The sequence below is a fragment of the Gilliamella sp. B3482 genome (assembly GCF_026536805.1).
Taxonomy (GTDB): Bacteria; Pseudomonadota; Gammaproteobacteria; order Enterobacterales; family Orbaceae; genus Gilliamella; species Gilliamella apicola_E.
On the sequence record NZ_JAFNNL010000003.1, the window covers coordinates 299,892 to 317,432 of the forward strand.

At 36.2% G+C, this 17,541-nt stretch carries 29 protein-coding genes; 16 read left to right on the forward strand and 13 right to left on the reverse strand.

Annotated features, from left to right (window positions below; translation table 11 throughout):
• Positions 1-49: 49 nt before the first annotated feature.
• Genes J3U18_RS06850 through J3U18_RS06910 form a run of 13 tightly spaced genes read right to left on the reverse strand, consistent with a single transcriptional unit; the run spans position 50 to position 7,411 of the window.
• On the reverse strand, positions 50-412 hold the full coding sequence (locus J3U18_RS06850) for a Mor transcription activator family protein (RefSeq protein ID WP_267344303.1): 363 nt from the start codon (positions 410-412) through the stop codon (positions 50-52).
• Positions 413-415: 3 nt separating this feature from the next.
• Positions 416-922 (reverse strand): hypothetical protein, encoded by a 507-nt coding sequence (locus J3U18_RS06855; protein WP_267353326.1) that lies wholly within the window; start codon positions 920-922, stop codon positions 416-418.
• A gap of 10 nt (positions 923-932) precedes the next feature.
• Positions 933-1,334: a gp16 family protein gene (locus J3U18_RS06860; RefSeq protein WP_267353327.1), complete on the reverse strand. Its 402-nt coding sequence runs from the start codon at positions 1,332-1,334 to the stop codon at positions 933-935.
• 4 nt (positions 1,335-1,338) lie between these two features.
• On the reverse strand, positions 1,339-1,572 hold the full coding sequence (locus J3U18_RS06865; protein ID WP_267353328.1) for a hypothetical protein: 234 nt from the start codon (positions 1,570-1,572) through the stop codon (positions 1,339-1,341).
• Complete coding sequence (locus J3U18_RS06870) at positions 1,563-1,895, reverse strand: DUF5406 family protein (protein WP_267353329.1); 333 nt, start codon at positions 1,893-1,895, stop codon at positions 1,563-1,565. Before J3U18_RS06870 ends, J3U18_RS06865 begins: the two co-directional genes overlap by 10 nt.
• Entirely contained in the window at positions 1,888-2,031 is a 144-nt protein-coding gene (locus tag J3U18_RS06875; protein WP_267353330.1) for a hypothetical protein, read from the reverse strand. The genes J3U18_RS06870 and J3U18_RS06875 overlap by 8 nt, the downstream gene beginning before the upstream one ends.
• Before the next feature lie 2 nt (positions 2,032-2,033).
• Positions 2,034-2,555: a host-nuclease inhibitor Gam family protein gene (locus tag J3U18_RS06880; protein ID WP_267353331.1), complete on the reverse strand. Its 522-nt coding sequence runs from the start codon at positions 2,553-2,555 to the stop codon at positions 2,034-2,036.
• A gap of 19 nt (positions 2,556-2,574) precedes the next feature.
• On the reverse strand, positions 2,575-2,847 hold the full coding sequence (locus J3U18_RS06885) for a hypothetical protein (RefSeq protein ID WP_267353332.1): 273 nt from the start codon (positions 2,845-2,847) through the stop codon (positions 2,575-2,577).
• On the reverse strand, positions 2,847-4,076 hold the full coding sequence (locus tag J3U18_RS06890; RefSeq protein WP_267353333.1) for an ExeA family protein: 1,230 nt from the start codon (positions 4,074-4,076) through the stop codon (positions 2,847-2,849). The genes J3U18_RS06885 and J3U18_RS06890 overlap by 1 nt, the downstream gene beginning before the upstream one ends.
• On the reverse strand, positions 4,076-5,860 hold the full coding sequence (locus J3U18_RS06895) for a hypothetical protein (RefSeq protein ID WP_267353334.1): 1,785 nt from the start codon (positions 5,858-5,860) through the stop codon (positions 4,076-4,078). The genes J3U18_RS06890 and J3U18_RS06895 overlap by 1 nt, the downstream gene beginning before the upstream one ends.
• A gap of 15 nt (positions 5,861-5,875) precedes the next feature.
• The gene (locus tag J3U18_RS06900; protein WP_267353335.1) at positions 5,876-6,856 is read right to left on the reverse strand and encodes a hypothetical protein; all 981 of its coding nucleotides are present in this window, start codon (positions 6,854-6,856) and stop codon (positions 5,876-5,878) included.
• Positions 6,857-6,868: 12 nt separating this feature from the next.
• On the reverse strand, positions 6,869-7,174 hold the full coding sequence (locus J3U18_RS06905; protein ID WP_267353336.1) for a helix-turn-helix domain-containing protein: 306 nt from the start codon (positions 7,172-7,174) through the stop codon (positions 6,869-6,871).
• 45 nt (positions 7,175-7,219) lie between these two features.
• Complete coding sequence (locus J3U18_RS06910) at positions 7,220-7,411, reverse strand: DNA-binding protein (protein WP_267353337.1); 192 nt, start codon at positions 7,409-7,411, stop codon at positions 7,220-7,222.
• 93 nt (positions 7,412-7,504) lie between these two features.
• Here J3U18_RS06910 and J3U18_RS06915 point away from each other — a divergent pair, with 93 nt between their 5' ends.
• From J3U18_RS06915 to J3U18_RS06990, 16 genes are all read left to right on the forward strand, one after another.
• Positions 7,505-7,930 carry a helix-turn-helix domain-containing protein gene (locus tag J3U18_RS06915; protein ID WP_267353338.1) on the forward strand — a complete coding sequence of 142 codons (426 nt, stop codon included), beginning with the start codon at positions 7,505-7,507 and terminating at the stop codon, positions 7,928-7,930.
• A complete protein-coding gene (locus J3U18_RS06920; protein WP_267353339.1) occupies positions 7,931-8,389 on the forward strand; it encodes a hypothetical protein in 459 nt (152 codons plus the stop codon).
• Between the two features lie 10 nt (positions 8,390-8,399).
• Positions 8,400-8,774, forward strand: coding sequence for a hypothetical protein (locus J3U18_RS06925; protein WP_267353340.1), 375 nt, complete (start codon positions 8,400-8,402; stop codon positions 8,772-8,774).
• An 81-nt stretch (positions 8,775-8,855) separates the two neighbouring features.
• Positions 8,856-9,710, forward strand: coding sequence for a hypothetical protein (locus J3U18_RS06930; protein ID WP_267353341.1), 855 nt, complete (start codon positions 8,856-8,858; stop codon positions 9,708-9,710).
• Positions 9,711-9,722: 12 nt separating this feature from the next.
• Entirely contained in the window at positions 9,723-9,968 is a 246-nt protein-coding gene (locus J3U18_RS06935) for a hypothetical protein (RefSeq protein ID WP_267353342.1), read from the forward strand.
• The gene (locus J3U18_RS06940; RefSeq protein ID WP_267353343.1) at positions 9,958-10,341 is read left to right on the forward strand and encodes a hypothetical protein; all 384 of its coding nucleotides are present in this window, start codon (positions 9,958-9,960) and stop codon (positions 10,339-10,341) included. Before J3U18_RS06935 ends, J3U18_RS06940 begins: the two co-directional genes overlap by 11 nt.
• An 88-nt stretch (positions 10,342-10,429) precedes the next feature.
• Positions 10,430-10,846, forward strand: a complete 417-nt coding sequence (locus J3U18_RS06945) for a putative holin (protein ID WP_267353344.1) — start codon at positions 10,430-10,432, stop codon at positions 10,844-10,846.
• A 2-nt stretch (positions 10,847-10,848) separates the two neighbouring features.
• Positions 10,849-11,469: a transglycosylase SLT domain-containing protein gene (locus J3U18_RS06950; RefSeq protein ID WP_267353345.1), complete on the forward strand. Its 621-nt coding sequence runs from the start codon at positions 10,849-10,851 to the stop codon at positions 11,467-11,469.
• The gene (locus J3U18_RS06955; RefSeq protein WP_267353346.1) at positions 11,462-11,929 is read left to right on the forward strand and encodes a hypothetical protein; all 468 of its coding nucleotides are present in this window, start codon (positions 11,462-11,464) and stop codon (positions 11,927-11,929) included. Before J3U18_RS06950 ends, J3U18_RS06955 begins: the two co-directional genes overlap by 8 nt.
• 104 nt (positions 11,930-12,033) lie before the next feature.
• On the forward strand, positions 12,034-12,234 hold the full coding sequence (locus J3U18_RS06960; RefSeq protein ID WP_267353347.1) for a TraR/DksA C4-type zinc finger protein: 201 nt from the start codon (positions 12,034-12,036) through the stop codon (positions 12,232-12,234).
• Positions 12,231-12,533: a DUF2730 family protein gene (locus J3U18_RS06965; protein WP_267344272.1), complete on the forward strand. Its 303-nt coding sequence runs from the start codon at positions 12,231-12,233 to the stop codon at positions 12,531-12,533. The genes J3U18_RS06960 and J3U18_RS06965 overlap by 4 nt, the downstream gene beginning before the upstream one ends.
• A 6-nt stretch (positions 12,534-12,539) precedes the next feature.
• Positions 12,540-12,836: a hypothetical protein gene (locus J3U18_RS06970; RefSeq protein WP_065564392.1), complete on the forward strand. Its 297-nt coding sequence runs from the start codon at positions 12,540-12,542 to the stop codon at positions 12,834-12,836.
• 2 nt (positions 12,837-12,838) lie between these two features.
• Positions 12,839-13,384 carry a phage protein Gp27 family protein gene (locus tag J3U18_RS06975; RefSeq protein WP_267353348.1) on the forward strand — a complete coding sequence of 182 codons (546 nt, stop codon included), beginning with the start codon at positions 12,839-12,841 and terminating at the stop codon, positions 13,382-13,384.
• The gene (locus tag J3U18_RS06980) at positions 13,381-14,772 is read left to right on the forward strand and encodes a terminase large subunit domain-containing protein (protein WP_267353349.1); all 1,392 of its coding nucleotides are present in this window, start codon (positions 13,381-13,383) and stop codon (positions 14,770-14,772) included. The genes J3U18_RS06975 and J3U18_RS06980 overlap by 4 nt, the downstream gene beginning before the upstream one ends.
• The gene (locus J3U18_RS06985; RefSeq protein ID WP_267353350.1) at positions 14,772-16,265 is read left to right on the forward strand and encodes a DUF935 domain-containing protein; all 1,494 of its coding nucleotides are present in this window, start codon (positions 14,772-14,774) and stop codon (positions 16,263-16,265) included. The genes J3U18_RS06980 and J3U18_RS06985 overlap by 1 nt, the downstream gene beginning before the upstream one ends.
• Positions 16,258-17,487 (forward strand): PBECR2 nuclease fold domain-containing protein, encoded by a 1,230-nt coding sequence (locus J3U18_RS06990; protein WP_267353351.1) that lies wholly within the window; start codon positions 16,258-16,260, stop codon positions 17,485-17,487. Before J3U18_RS06985 ends, J3U18_RS06990 begins: the two co-directional genes overlap by 8 nt.
• The last annotated feature ends 54 nt before the right edge of the window (positions 17,488-17,541 follow it).

The following is a 17,541-nucleotide window of genomic DNA, read 5'->3' on the forward strand; positions in this document are numbered from 1 at the left end:
CTAAATATGAAATAAAAAACTGCCTAAAAAATTTTGCTCTAAAAATTGATTAAGCATCGTTAAAATTAAATAAGGTTGGTTGTTTTTCTTTTATCATTCGTTTATGAACTCGGTCAATTACTTTCCTGATACCACGTTCAGTCATATTATATTTTTGGCTTAGTTCTGCATAGTTGTTACCTTTAAATGCATCATAGATTTGTAGATCACGTTGGTTAAGTTTGAATATATAATCACGCGGAAACGTGAAGTTTTGACCTCCAAAAAGTTCTGAAATTGTATTTGCAATATTATCACCTAACTGTGCTGCAATATCTTCAGGTAAACCGTAATCCATCGCATCGTTAGCTACAGATAATGATACATGTGTTAGTAATTCATGACGTTTAATTGACATTGCAGACTTAGTCATAATTTACGCTCCTGTTTTCTTCTTATACCAATCTAGTGCGCCTGGTATATTTTTTTCTAATTTACTAAAGTCAACGCCAGCTCTATACATTTGTTCAAAATACTCTTCATTACTGCTACGTACCTGTTTATCCTCTTCTTTATGTTCAACGTATGCAAACAAATGCTTAGTAGAATCATAAACTGACTTTAGATAATTATGATTTTTAAATGGTTTATATTCACCCAGTGCACGCTTAGCGTGAATATTATTAACTGTTTCCCACAGTGCGTGAGCTAGATGCCTGCTTGGTTGATATAATTTTAGAACCTCATTAATTAAGTTTACTGCTCTAGAATTACTCAAATTTGATTTTTGAGTACGAAACAAACCAATATATGCAATCATCGGTTTAGCACAACCATAGCTTAAATTGCTTACCAACATAAGGAGTTCTCTACCAGAATCATCCTCGATTAATGCTTCTAAATTAATTTCGTTATGACAAATTGGGCAACGTTTTAATTTCATGCTTCTTCCTTTATATACGTGCTTGCCAACTTTTTAAGCTTTCAATTACTACCACTGCTTGTTTTTGAGTAAGCAAATCCATCACTTCAACACCAGTAATACGTTTTACATATGAATTGATAGCTCTTTCGGAGCGGTTTTTTACTTCACCTGCATCAGCTAGTTCCAGCCATAATGAGCGTATTTTTTTATGAACTGGTTCTGTAGCAGTTATCTTCCCCGTTTTTTTTGATGATTTAACTTTAAAACCTTTTAATTTCATGTTGTTTAGGATTTTTTCCAGTTCCCAAACGGTCATATCCTTGGTACTAGTTTTTTTAGTTACATTCAGTAATAGATGACGATATGTATCGTCATCAAGATTAAGTTGAGATTTTGCAATATGAATCAGCTTGATGTATTTAGATTTCATCTATTTAACCCCTATTAATGATGAACTTACAAATATGCTTTTCTAACAATCGAATAATGTGCTTTTTCAATATTCCAATTAGCGTTAATTTTCTATATTTGTCATAGAGTTCATCATAAAGCTTTCCATCAATATAGCCTTGTCCATTGACTTCATGCATATATGCACGGATATGACTAATTGATACTTGGTAATCAGGCATATAACGTTTTGGATTAGAAAACTTATTTATTTCCATATAGACTTGTCTCCTTCAAATGAAAGTATTTCTGCACTAATCAACATAGATTTTAACCAGTCATATTCATCTTCATCCCACATTTCTAGCTCATTGCCTTCAATATCTTTCATAATTAAAATAGCAGGTTCTTGATCTCCAAATAGTTGTTCGTACAAAACTTCAATAGCCCAATCTATGGCAGGGATCCCATAACGATTGATCTTTACATCAACAATAGTCTCGTATCTGTATTGCCAAATACCAAATACGAGTTTAATTTTTTGCTCTGCCGCACGCAGATTTGCTATATAATTTGGGTCAAAATTGATATTATTAGTCATTTGTTAATTCCTCTAGCTCGTCAATGATGCGATCTGCTTCAAATTCAGATAAACCGCGTAATTTGCAGTACTGAATAAAATTAGCTACGTTATTGAGTAAAAACAGATACACAATTAAACAATCTTGTGTTTGCATATTTACACAACCTCCTGTTCAAATGGCACTATCGCAAAATCTTCAATATCTTTTTTGATAGTGATGCCGGGAACATGAGCAACAACGTTCGGTTCATTCAAAATGGCGTCTTTGTTGATCTCTTCTTTTGTCCGAATAAAACGATTTAATCCTAAACTTTTGAGCGATTCAATAACTGTTTCTATTCCACGAATAACACATGACGGAGGGCGATTACGCCATTGAACTTCGCCAGTTGTTAGATTGGCAGATTTGACTTTGCCATTATTGGTTAATTCATCCCTGTTTGCTTCGCACCAAATTTGAATACCTTTTTGTATTTCTGTTGACTTCTTTTTTAATACTTCAATATTAGATGAATAACTAACTGTGATATCCGCAATTTTGTTATTCATTTCTGTTTCTAAACGAACTAATTCACGTAAAATATCACCCAAATATTTAATGGCTTCTGACGCTTGTTCTTTTGATTGCACAACATAGATTGATGCGCTAGCTTTAATACGTTTTTTAGTTTTTATCATTTCTATAGCTCCTCTTAGATTAGTGCAAGCGACTAATATCGCGTTCTTTCCATACAATACGACAACCAGCTAATTCAAATTGACCAAACCGATAATAACCTTCATGTCGATAATATGTTGCTTGCCCTGTGGCTATATATTTATTGCATTTTGGGTGGTGTTCAATTTCAACCGTAGGTCTTGAAAGTGAGTCATGATAAAAGCCAATAACTGTCAACTCTTCATTTGATAATGCATTGATTGCTTTATTAACAGCATTTATTCCATTATTGATTACGTGGTTATTTTTCATTAGATATCTCCCCGATCTTTGATACATTCAACAATCACTTCACCTGTAACTCTCGGGGCACCTATACGTGCCGCTAGATTTAATCCGTTTGATACCAAATTGTTAACAGCTAGTGGATAACATAATGAACGCACTTGTTTTTCACCTCGACGTGTTGTTGCAACACGTAACCGATTGATGATTTCGTTAAATGCTGATGAATCAAATAATGTTGTATAATCCATATCAATTCGAGCGAATTTATGCTTGATATATTCTTCAACTTTAAAATCAAGTGGTTTTAAATTCACTACTTCACAACGTTGCACAACTTCTCGAACCTCAGGGTTATACTCTGAGAGTTTGGTTTGTAGCTCAGTTTGCCCAATTAAGATAATTGACAGTAATTTTTTAAATCCTTCTTGCAGTTCATAAAATCGTTTTAAGTGCTTTAACGTTGGGATTGGTAGTCCATGCGCTTCTTCGATAATTAATAGGTGTTTACGACCTGATAGCGCACTATTTTTCAGTAATTCGTGCATTTGCCTTGCACGGGCTTCTGCACTACGTTTTGGTTTAGCTTGGGGATTGATAGCACTAATGATTGCGCTACTTATATCCATACTTTTTAGTGATTTACCTTTGACTTCATTATCTTCTAAACCTAGTACATACGGCTCGATAACAGTTATTGGTTCATGATTAATATTGATCCAATCAATTAAATCATGTCGCAATGTCGATTTACCGCTTCCCGATTCACCTATCACTGACAGCATTCCACCATGCTTGGCTGTTTGACGCATTGCTGCACGAACGTAACGGATATCATCAGATAGATAAACATCAGCGTCTTCGGTCATTTCGTCAGTGAACGGATCACGAGGAATGCGAAAATGTGCACGCGCATCTCGATTTATAGTTTGTTTTCGTAGTAACATATAGGCTGACTCCTTTGTTAAATGTTCATTTGAGTCAACTGACACAGCGTTGTCCGCCAAGATTTCGGCTGTGTCAGTTTCTTCTTCAAAAATATTTAGTAAATAATCATTGCTTAAACCCAGTTTTATTAAGGCTTTTTCAATCTTTTGCTCTAACTCCTCTCGTTTAATTGAACGCGGCCAAACATCACGATTAATAATTAAATTAATGACTGCCTGACTGATGCAATTACCCTTATATTCAATACATTTAGCTAGCTGGGCCTGCTTAATATTGAATTGCTTCATAACGCTTTTTAATTTCAACATTATTTAACACTCCTAAAACCTGTTGTACCGTCTGCGATGGCAGTAACGGGCGTTGTAAACGTACGAATTAGTGAATCCAACGACTCTTCAGACACACCATTTCGATAACGTGCAGATAGCCACTTATTCTCATCTATTGTTAATCTACGACCAATTGAACTCGTAATACGCATTAAAGCCGCTGTTAGTGTTAATGTTGTTGCTGCTGCTGGCTTTAAATGTTCCGGTGTCTCAATTTCACTCCCTTTTTGTATAAAATAAGCTGGATGATTTATATCATCTAGATAACTAAGTGTATTGAGCTTGCCATCGAACGGTGCAACTTGTTTTTGCTTCGCTTTTTTGATTTCATCTTCGGTCATGTCAGGGTATGCCACTTGATCCATCACTTTTGCTGCTTGTTCAATTTCGGTATCACCTTTAGATTTATATTCCTCGCCAATTACAGGCGCATCTAAACGTTGTCCAAACTTATCAAAATTGCGATCTGGCTCAACACGGTAAATCAGTGCTTCACCGTCATAACGGGGGACTTCAATTTGAATAGCACAATCACCGTAAACTAATGAACGCACACTGACTTTATCTTTAACAGTAATACCATCTAAGCTTTTTAAACTATAAATCAGTGAACTGTCAGCTTGAGGATGCTTGAAACTAATTGTTAAATCCGCTTTAACTTGGCGCTCTTGTTCTCGACTTGCCATTAATGCTTGGCAAATTTCTACTGACGGCAATATTCGTAATTGTTCTGCTGTAATATGCAGCCAAAGCGATTGACGTGATACAGGTTCACCCAGTCCAATACGACGTAAACGTGTATCTTGTCCAGGCAGTCTGTTGGCGTTATAGGCTTCAGCCCAGTTCATTGCTGCATGATTTAATTCATCAATACTGCTAACAGGTTGAAATTTTAAACGACTTTCGAACTGTGTTTCGATGATATTATTGGCATTTTCCACACCACCTTTGGCTCGCGCATTACCTGCCTCGTGCTCAAGGTATTTCACTTCCAAATGGTCCAATAAGTTTTTGATAGCTGATGAAGTATTTGATGAACCTTTATCCCAGTAAAGCAGCTGTGGTACACCATGAAATAAACGTCCATCTTGCTTACCCCACGCAAACATCAAAAATTGGAATAATGAATGTTGGTTTTCGCCAGCAGCTTCAACATACCACGGTATAATCATTCCTGATGCCTTGTCGTATAAAGTGTAACGCCAAACCTTATATTTAACTTTTGCATAATTTTCTAACTTGTTTTTATAAAAATCCCGGTCCCGCATAATATGTTGTTTATTTTTCATGTAATAAATCAAACATAGTGACGGATCGATTTCGTGGACGTGGTTTGGGTGTAATGCACGCAATGATTGCACAGGGTTAGCAACTTGTTGTGCTTTCGCATTTAACTTTCTTTGTCGCATTAAACGATTTAGCGTTGCATTACTCACATTAATCTCATGCCCGTTTTGCTCTAATATTCCCCGCGCTGTAGTTGTAAACATGGTTTGTTTGCCATTATCCCGCACTGATTCACGACTCATTGTTGCCAATGCTAACAATGAATCAGTTGAAACAGACATTTTGCCCTTGTCTTTTCTGGCTTTACGCTCACTTGACCACCCGCAAACTGTTTTTAATTGTCTGTAGATTGTTTGTCTTGAAACCCCCAAAAATACTTGTGCTTCATCCAATATTGGTCCACGTTGACCGTGACCAACATTATCCAATTTTATAGCAACATTATTTAGATATTCACGAATATTCGGCGTTATCATCTTTTTGACCTTATATTAATAATTCGTCTCAATTTCATTGGGATTTATTTCAATATCATCACTAAAATTATTCCAAAAATCGTTATATATACGTTTACTCTGTGATGATGTTAATTTTAATGACTGATACAATACTGTTAGCGTTATAACTAATGCCTCAGGTAGTTGATAATGGTGTTCTGGATCATAAGAATCATCATTTTCAATAATCTCTTTTTGTAGATTATCTACAATTTTTAAATATTGTCGTTGCTGTTCCAGTAATTCATCTATACGTGATTGTGTTTCTGCTATCTGTTTTTTAAACGGCTCTAAACGCTCATCAAGTGGCACGGTTTTCATTTCAAATTGAGCCAATTTGATTGCTAATTCTTCCTTTTCTTTAGCTACATCAGCATTACGTTTACTTAATGCTTTGTAGTCAGCTTGCAAATTACTATTTTCTTTTTTGAGTTGCTCTTTTTCTTTAGTATTTTTAGCAATAAACTCTTCTGCTAACTCAACTAAGGCTTCTTTATCACCTGCTTTAGCAACTTCAATTAATGCCGTTTTTTGGTCTTCGGGCAGTTTGCGATATTGTCGTAATTCACGGTAGCCAATGCCCATTTGAGACATACTTTCAAGAGCCTCTTCTCCGAATTCTTTTAAATTTTGAATATCTAAATCAGCCTTCTGTACAGATATACCTAATAAATTACAAAATTCTTCCCAAGTTCCTGTTAAAAAGTCATAACCGTTAGGACTTTTTTTACCTTTCAAATTACGATAGAGTTTGTTTTCTTTAACAAAATTTAATTTAGAAGTCCTAACTGTTAGGGAAAATTTAGCAAAAGCATCAGCCATTTGAGCCTGACCTAAAAGCTGGTTAACTAGGTCACGATCCTCGCTATATTCACTTTGAATCGTAGTCATAGTATTCATTGCGTCATTAATCCCTTGCTCATTGATTACAGGTAGTTGAACTGGTTCTTGTGCTTTGTTTGCTGTTCTTGCCATTTGGATTTGTCCTTATCTAGCACCTGCGGTGATGCGTTGATTGATTTCTGTTATTTGGTCTTGCATTTGAGTGATATGAACTGCGTGAGCTTGTGCTATCTGTAACATTTGAACACTATGAGCAAATAAACCATTATCTAACTTGATGACTAAACCTTCCTCAATCAGTGTTTGCAATGACCGAGTAACATTAACTGGTGATTCACCAATCATCTTGGCAATATCGCCATTTGATAATCCAGTTAACGTGTAACCTTTAAGTGCTTTCAGTACTTTAAGTGTTCGAGCGCCAGATGATGAAATTTGTGATCTGTTCATGTTTTTAGACCTTTTTCTGCATATGAAAAACTGTTACAATCAATATTAACTAGCTTGTTTTAAGCCAAGTTTTACTGCTATATCGTGAGTTTTACCTCGATGAGCACGGCTTAAACCATTAAGAACGTTATAAACAACAACAGGGTGATAACCATTTTCAATCGCCCATGATTTGATTGTTTTACCCCGTTGTTGAAATTGTTGTTTAACTTGTTGGGAAGTGAGAACTTTAGACATTTTTATCTCCTTTTGTATAAGTTATTAATAACTAATTTATAAAATATAGTCACATTCTGTTACCAATTGGATACATTGTCAAGGTGTTTTTGGATGCAATTAGATAAATTAAACATTTCATTAGTTGGTGAAAGATTAAGAAAAACAAGAGGCAATCTATCTCAAACAGCGTTTGCAAAAGAGCTTGGTATAGATAGACAAAGCGTTGCTCGATATGAATCTGGGGATAGAACTATTGACGCTCATGTTATTTTTAATCTGATGGTTAAATTCAATGTTGATCCTAACTGGCTGTTAACTGGTTACGGGAATGCACCCGATTTAACATCTGATGAACAAGAACTTTTGGTATTGTTTAGAACAGCCCCACTTGCGGTCAAAGCTGCTACTTTGGGTGCATTGACAGCGGGAACTTCACAACAAACAAGTAAAACAAAACAAATAATCAATGGTTCAGTGAGCGGACAAATTTCAGCTGGTAATATTTATAACAATATGGGAGCAAAAAGGAAGACGTAAATGGAGCAAAAATTTAATGGCAGAGTTGAACAAGTCGCTGGTGAAAATATTATTAATGTTTACGTTAATCTTAAAAATAACAATGTAGATATTAGTGATATTTCTCAAACACAAATTTTACAGACAGTTAATTTTGTAAAAAATCAAAATAAAATAATTAACAAAAAGCGTTATTTTAACCTTCCGTGTTTTGCAATTTTGTTAATATATTTGGCAATCATATCTATATCTCTATTTAGTCTTCATGAGCTAGCTTTAAAAAACACTTCAAATTATGAACCTCTTTTTTCCAAAAATTCTTTTTTTATAATTGTTTTACTATCAGCTTTTTTATTCTTTTTCTTTACTAAATCATTATATGATAGAACAAAATATTTACATCCGATATTAGTAGAAAATAATAAAATAATTTATGAATTGGAATTAGAAATTCAAAGAAGAGAGTTATGGGGTGAATAGTGAAAAAACAATGAAAAAATCATACTCATTATTAATATTAATTATGTTGCTTATTCTGGTTGGATGCGATAGCCATAGTGATTATGAAAAGCAGATTCTTAATTATTTAGAAGTAAATTTGAAAGATTTTGATAGTGCTAAATATAAATTTGAAAAACCATTAAAAGTAAAAATAAATGGGGATGAAGCGGATGTGATTCTGTATTCTGTCAATTCAAAAAATAGTTTTGGTGCTTATACAGGATATAAGGATAGAGTTTTCGCTTTTTTTTATGATAAAGATAAACAATATAAAAATGGCGATATTACTGAAGGTTTGAATGTTGGTTTTTATAAGATTGAATATTTAAATAAATATAGTGATATGCATCAAGCCCAAAAATAATTGTAGGCAATAACTAAAAGAAGTTGAAAAACAGAAAAATTGTGATGAATAAGAAATATTTTTTATGTAAGGAATAAAATAATGACAAAACAAACAGAATTTTCAATTGTTTATGGTGGTGACGCATACTCGGATAATCAAATTGATGCTAGAACACTGGGTAATACACTTACATCTCTCGTCAATTTATTAGAACATTCTAATGATATATTGAATGAAAAAAAACAAATCGCAGAAATTTCTGTAAAAGCTCATAAAGAAGGTTCTTTTGAAATTCTTTTAGAAGCAACGGGCTTATCTATCAATACTCTAAAAGCATTAGGCATCGTAGTTGGTTCATCTGTAACAGTTTGGACTGTGCTTGAGGCATTGAAGGGAAAAATGATAGCTCATGCTGAATTTGATAAGCAATCAGGGAATACTAAGCTTTTTGTCGAAAATGATGTTGTAGAATGTCCTGAAGATGTAGCAAAGCTGATAACAGATCATATTGTTAGAAAAGAGATTGATCGATTAGTTTATCAGCCATTAATGCAAAAAAATAGAGAGGCTACTTTCAAGATCAATAGTGGTTCCTCTAATATTTTGGAAATTAATCAGCAGAAAGCTATAAGTTATAAAAAAACATTACCAATTATGAAAGTGGAAGATGTTGATGATGAAGAGGTAAATATATATTTTTCGAAAGTTAATTTTTATTCTAAAAATGGATGGAGTATTATTTTACCTGATAACAAACAAGTATCGGCTTTAATGAATGATGAATCTTTTGTTGAATTAATAAATAAAAATGAGGCTAGTTTTTCAAAAGATGATTTATTTGTAGTAGTATTAAGAACCAAGACAACAAAAGAAAATAATGTTATTACTAATGTAAGCTACTCTATACAACGAGTTCTTCGACATAGAGCAGCTAAAGAGAAAAAAATACTCTAGGTCAATTGAATTATGACTTTTATTAATATTTTAGTTTGTTTATTTATCACTATTATTTTAAGCCTTGTTATACGGGGTATTATTCTATATGTATGGTCTTTTTTTAGACCATTAAATTATATTGCGGTGACAGTAATAGATGAAAATGGTAATAAACAAAGAAAAAAAGTTTACATTAAAGATAAAGAATTACTTGAACGGATGCTTATCATAAGAAAAAAACAAAAATTAGCACAAGGAAATAACTGTGTTAAATAAAAAAATATATCTGGCAATTCAAGCTTTTTTTGTATCAATATTCACTCCGCTTTTAAATCAACTATGTTCGTTGGGTAAATGGATTGAAGAATATAAGGCAATTTTCCCAGCAATTTCTGTATTTATTTCATACTATATTGTGGTTTTCATTTGCCGTTTTATTTTTGTGAAAAGCTTGGATGAGGTGCGATTAGAACGATCACAAAAATTGGTGCTTACAGAAATTAAAAAACAATTGAAGATGGATATTTCTGAATCAAGAAAGCAAGAGTTGATTTCATTCAGAGATGAAATATTAACAGAACAGATTAATATAAAAAAAATGTTTTTAGAAGCTTGCAAAGAAGACTTTAAAAAAAGCTTAAAGGAGTAAAACTAATCTGCCCCCGTTCAAATTACATTTCTAGTAAGTAAGATCATAATAACCTCATACATTAATCTAATTAGATATGAGGTTTTTTATGGAACACCCTATCAAAAAATTATCCCAGATTCGTTTGTTTAAATGGTATTTAGTCGCCATTACTTTATTTGCAATTATTACGCTACTATCACCTCAACAGTTGCCAGTTGTAGCTTACAAACTGTCTCTTGTTTTACTTTCTGCTGTTGTCGGTTACCACCTAGACCGTGCGCTTTTCCCTTATGCATCTCCAGGAGGTTATTTATATAACGACTGGAAAGAATTTGGTCCTGATTTTTATACCCAGCAATATATTGAATCTTTAGAAAACAATGAACAACCCGATGCAATAGATTCCAAAATGTGCGCGGAATACCCTGTTCTGGATGAGTATCGAACCCTGTTTGCGGTTGTTCTGATTCGTCGGGCGTTGATTGTTTCCGCTGTGATTCTTGGCGTAACACTTGGATTATAGCCATGCGTTATTTAACTTTAATCGTTGTGTTTATGCTGTTTAGTTGTCATTTAGCACCTGCTATAGCAGGTGTACCAAATGATGCAAAGCCATATCAACGGGAACTGACACGTAATGCACGTGCAATCTTTGGTCTTGATGCACCTGTTTCATTGTTTGCTGCTCAAATTCATCAGGAATCTCGATGGAAAGTAAACGCAAAATCACATGTGGGTGCTCAAGGTTTGGCACAGTTTATGCCAACTACGGCTGATTGGATTGCAGGGGCTTATAAATCATTGGGTAGTAATGAACCATACAACCCATCTTGGGCACTGCGTGCCTTAGTTCAATATGATTATTGGTTATATCAGCGTATTAATGCAACGGCGAGTGAATGTGATAGATGGGGATTTACTTTGTCTGCCTATAACGGTGGACTTGGCTGGGTAAATCGTGATCGTCAGCGAGCAAAACGAGAATACCAAGATGCAACACATTACTGGGGTGTAGTTGAAAATATTAATGGTGGACGTAAAAGCATTAATTTTAAAGAAAACCGTGATTATCCAATTCGGATTATCTATCGTTGGCAACCTGTTTACATAGCTGAAAATTGGGGTTTAGGAGTTTGTGATGATTAAAGATATATACAAATTAATCAAAAGCTTTTTTGTGAGCAATAAAAGTTATTTGTTGTTGGGAATAATTTTGATTGTTGGTTTTGGTTCACTTTACCGATTAGGTATCAGTCATGGCAAATCAATGGCTAAACAAGAATATATTGCTTTAGAAGCACAACAAGCAATGGATACTTTAAGTCAATTGATTGAGAGCACAAAGCAACTAACTAAAACCGCTAATGATGCAAGTTATTCATTGTCACAACAGATAGCAGAAAGGAAATTATATGATGAACAATCAACTCAAGCATTACAGGATGCACTTAATAAAACAGCTAATGATCGCAATCATTGCGTGTTTGATGATAGTGTCTTGCAGTTCATCGACTCAGCCCGTGCAAATGCCGCTCAAGCAACAACTCATGGTTTTACCAGCACAACTGACGGTACCATGCGAATTACCCGTAAAACGACGAAATAATACGGCGGATGGTTTAGCTGAAGCCTTAAAACAGCTTTATGACCAATATGGGCAGTGCTCAGGTCGATTTATTGAACTAATAAAATATATCAACGAGGCAAACAATGGATAACGCTGATTTAGCATCAATTGTTGAAATGGAAGCACGAGAACGAATACTAGCAAAACATCAAGCAAAGACAGGAGTATCGAGCCTGTATTGTCGAATCTGTGAAGAACCTATAGCTGAAGAACGTCGACAGTCAATTGTTACTGATTTATGTATTGAATGTGCAGCATTGGAAGAAAAAAGGAAACATGTATGAATTTTACTGATCTTAATTTCAATTTTGGTTTAGTTCAATGGCTAGTTACTGCTGCAATAGCAATTTATTCATGGTTAATGAGTAGGCAAGCGGCCAGCTCAAAAGAGTTATTGGAGCTACGTACACGTATTGTCTCGCTTGAAAATCAAATTAAGCACGTGCCTACTCAGCATCAAGTTACACAGCTTATTGAAAAACTGAGTCGTAATGAAGCTACGTTAGCTGGTGTATCTGATCGGTTAACAGGTTTATCTCAACAATTAAATAACATTAACCAATTTTTATTAAAGAACAAGTGAGGGAGTATGAGTTACGCCGAATTTTTAAAAGAAGATCAACGATTGGTCATTTTGCGTATCTTGTATGAAATGCCAAGTTACAGCAGTAATTCTAGCATTATCTATAGCGCGTTAGATCACTATGGTCACGCTATTAGTCGCGACCAAGTTAAAACACATATGAGTTGGTTATCTCAGCAAGATTTAATTAAAACAGAAACTATTGGGAACGTCATTGTAGGACGTTTAACTGATTTTGGTGCAGATGTGGCAACAGGTAAAGTTGTTGTTTCTGGTGTAAAGCGTCCAAGTGCGGGGGCGTAATTATGGGACGTAAATCAACGATCCACAAACTAGATCCTGAGGTACGTAGTTATATTGAGAAACTACTACGAGCAGATCAACTTACTCTTGATGAAATGATTGCCAAACTGCAACAAAAGTTTCCAAGTACTGATACGCCAAGCCGTTCTAGTCTTCACCGCTATCAAAAAGGTTTTAATGAAATGACCAATAGTCTTCGTGAGATCGAAACAGCATCACGTATTCTGGTTGATGAGCTTGGTGACAGTGTTGATGATAAATCTGGTGCTTTGCTTGCACAAGCTGTCACAACGTTAGCAACACGTGCCGCATTTAAAGCACATGAATCAGAAGATATTACAATCAAAGAAATTAGTTTTTTAGCAAAAGCCGCCAAAGAAGCCATGCAAGCAAGGCAGCTTAGTTTTAAAGAGCGCCAAGAAATTGAAAAAGCGGCACGTGACAAGTTATTGCGTGAGCAAAAAGAAAAATTGGACGAACTGGGTAAAACGGGCGAAGTACCAACTGAAATGTTAGCGAAAGTAATCAAAGCGGCGTATGACTTATGACAAAAAATACTGAACCAGCTCTTAAATTATATGATTACCAAAAACAGTGGGTAAACGACACTAGCCGTTTTGCTATTGCTATGTTCTCACGTCAATGCGGTAAAACATTTACCAGTACGTTGCAAATCGTACTCGATTGTTTACGTGCTGAAGCGCAGGGTAAACGTGCTCGCTGGGTTATTTTGTCACGCGGTGAACGCCAAGCCCGTGAAGCCATGAACGAAGGCATAAAAGTCCATTTAAGAGCCATGTCAGCAGGTTTTAAAGAGCTTGATTATGATTGGGACGCTAACGTTCGGGCGCTTGAAGTCGAATTACCCGGTGGTAGCAAAATTACCGCGTTACCTGCTAATCCAGATACGGCGCGTGGCTTTAGTGCCAACGTTCTGCTTGATGAGTTTGCCTTTCACCAAGATAGCCGAGCTATTTGGAAGGCACTGTTTCCTGTTATTTCAAAACCCGGATTAAAGCTGCGTGTCATTAGTACGCCTAATGGCAAAGGCAATAAGTTCTATGAACTTATGACAGGCAAAGATGATGGCTGGTCACGCCATATAGCAGATATTTATCAATGCGTTAATGATGGGTTACCTCGAAATATTGAGGAATTGCGCAAAGGTGCCGGTGATGATGATTTATGGGCGCAAGAATTTGAACTTAAATGGTTGGATGAAGCCAGTAGCTGGCTTGATTTTGATTTAATCACGAGCGTTGAAGACGAAAAAGCAGGCATACCAGAACACTACACTGGCAACCCGTGTTTTGTTGGCGTGGATATTGCTGCCCGTAATGACCTGTTTGTGATCTGGGTGATTGAACAAGTTGGCGATGTTTTTTGGACGCGTGAGATTATTGAACGTAAGCGTATCTCGTTTGCCGAACAAGATCACTTACTTGATGATGTTTTTCGTCGTTACCGAATCATTAGAGGTTGCATGGATCAAACTGGCATGGGCGAAAAGCCGGTTGAAGATGCCAAGCGTCGTTATGGTGAAATGCTGATTGAAGGTGTTCTCTTTACTGCCCCTAATAAACTCACCCTTGCAACGCAAGGTAAACAAGCATTTCAAGATAGAAAAATTCGCATTCCTGCTGGTAATAATGCCCTACGAGCTGATCTGCATAAACTTAAAAAAGTGACGGGGGCAACGGGGCAACCTCGTTTTGTCGCTGACTCTGACAGTAATGGTCATGCCGATAGAACATGGGCGGGCTTCTTAGCATTAAATGCAGCAAGTCAAGGTGTGTACGAAATTGAATATCAATCACTTGGCGCACGTGATTCTTACCGTTCACTCAATGAGTATTCTGGTAGCACTGAACTTGAAACAACAGACTCAGGCTTTGGCACGGTGCGTGGCAGTAACGACTTTGGAGGATTTATTTAATGTTGAACTGGTTTAAAGGTAAAAAGCCAAGCGTTGAAACTGGCCGTGAAGTAGCCGGTACTGGTGAAAATAATGATATTACTAAATTGTATGTAGGAGCACTAGCTCAACCTGACGATAGTGTTCTTCGGAATCGTGGTGGCGGGCGTTTAGATATTTACAAAGAAGTTTTAAATGATGATGAAGTTATATCTGCATTTGGTCAACGCCAAGGCGCTGTAATATCAAAAGAATGGAAAGTTGAGTCAGGAGGCGATAAACCAATTGATACCGAAGCTGCTGAAGCTATGAGTGAGTTACTAAAATCGGTGGGATTTGACCGAGTGACTAAGTTAATGCACTACGGTGTTTTTTATGGATATGCTGTTGCGGAGTTAATTTATGGTATCAAAGATAATATGTATTGGATCGACGATATTAAAGTTCGCGATCGTCGCAGGTTCCGTTTTACTCCAACAGGTGAACTACGTTTATTAACTCCATCCAATATGCACGAAGGTGTTGCATGCGAATCTCCTTATTTTTGGCATTATGCAACTGGTGCTGATCATGATGATGAACCCTATGGACTTGGACTTGCTCACTGGCTTTACTGGCCAAGCTTTTTTAAACGCAATGATATTAAGTTCTGGCTTATATTTCTTGAAAAGTTTGGTATGCCAACTGCGGTAGGTAAATATGGAACAGGCGCAACAACCGAACAAAAACGGGATTTACTGTCACTCACACGTGCTATTCAGACCGATTCAGGCATCATCATGCCAGAAGGCATGACGTTGGAATTAATGCAAATCGCTAGGTCTGGAGCTGGCGATTATAAGGCATTCTATGATTCAATGAACGAAGCTATTCGGCGTGTAACAGTCGGTCAAATCACTTCTTCAGGCGGTGCATCTAGTTCAATCGGTGGTGACGAATCATTGCAAGCGGCTGTGTTGACGTCAATTGCTAAATCAGATTCAGATGTGATGTGTGAAAGTTGGAATCGTGGCCCCGGCACATGGTTTACGCAGATGAATTTTCCGGGTGCTGCTGTTCCTCAAGTTTCACGTGTTTTTGAGGAACCAGCAGATTTAAAATCAATGTCAGAGCGTGACAAAAATATAATTGATTCGACAGGATATCGCCCAACATTAGCTTATGTACAGGATACATATGGCGGTGAATGGGAAGAAAAACCGCAACTAGCCGAACCGATTGATGTACAATCTTTAAAAAACGTTGATTTTGCCGAACAGCAACCGAATAACTTTGCACCTGTGTTGCAATCCAATCGTCTAAATACGGAAATGCAACCCGTTACTGATGTTTGGATTAATCAAATCAAAACATTGGTTGATAAAGCTGAATCATTAGAAGAATTGCGTGACAAACTTTTTGAATTAATCCCTGATATGCAACTTGATGATTATGCGATTGTAATGGCCCAAGCGATGATCGCTGCAAATTTAGCTGGTCGCATAGAACTGCTTGAGGATAGTAAAAATGGTTAATATGGCATATGGTTCGTTGCCATTTAAAGAGCAAATCGAGTTTTTCCGACGTAAAGCAAATGTACCAACCAATAGTTACGCTGATATCTATAACAATGAACACGATTATGCATTTGTAGTTGCTGGTGCCAATCGTAATGCATTACTAAATGATTTTAGAACAGCAATAGATAAAGCGATTAACCAAGGCTCAACACTTGAAGAGTTTCGCAAAGATTTTTCAGAAATTGTCGAAAAACATGGCTGGAGTTATAACGGCGGTTTTAACTGGCGTACTCGTATCATCTACGAAACGAATTTAAATTCATCTTATCAAGCTGGACGTTATCAACAATTACGTGATGCTAAATTTCCATATATGGAATATTTGCATAGTGATTATGTTGAACACCCTCGTGAACTTCATCAAAGTTGGGATCATCTGGTATTAGATTTTAATGATCCGTGGTGGAATACTCACTTTCCACCCAATGGCTATGGTTGCCAATGTCGTGTTCGTGGGCGAACTAAAGTTGATTTAAAAAGAATGGGTAAAGATGGGCCAGACACTGCCCCATCAATTAATTTGGTTGATAAAGTTATTGGTGAAAATAGTGATAATCCTAGAATAGTTCGAGTACCTGAAGGAATTGACCCTAGTTTTGAACATATTCCCGGACAATCAAGACTTGATAATTTTGTACCAAATCCATTAGATACAGATCCAACTTTAAAACGAGGTTTACCATCAAGCAAAGCTACTGATGAATGGCCAGCTATCCGTGAAGTAAGCAAAAATAGACTGTTAGAAAAAGGCTTAACTGAAGAAGATTATGCCAATATTTTCTTAAATGAATTTGGCGCAACGTTAACTAAGCCAGCTATTTTTAAAGATGTAGCCGGTGATGCATTAGTAATCGGTAAACAGCTTTTCACTGTTAGCAAAACTGGTGAACTGAAAGTTACAAAACGTGGTCGTGAGCAATTTTTGTTATTACTAGCTGATTCATTAAAACTACCGGATGAGATTTGGACGAGAATGGAATTTTTTGATCATCTACAAAAATCGGTGGTTCGCCGTCGCTATATCTCACGTTTTATGATTGATGGCGAAGTTAAGCCTATGCTAGCGGTGTTTGAAGTTGGTGATGATGGTTGGCTTGGTGTAACAACATTTGCGCCAGATACCCCTGAGTATCTAGAACAACTGCGCGTTGGTGTTCGAGTCTTTAAACGTAAATAAAACAAAACCCAATCACCGCCACGATTGGGTCGCTGTACGTGGGATTCGAGGCTT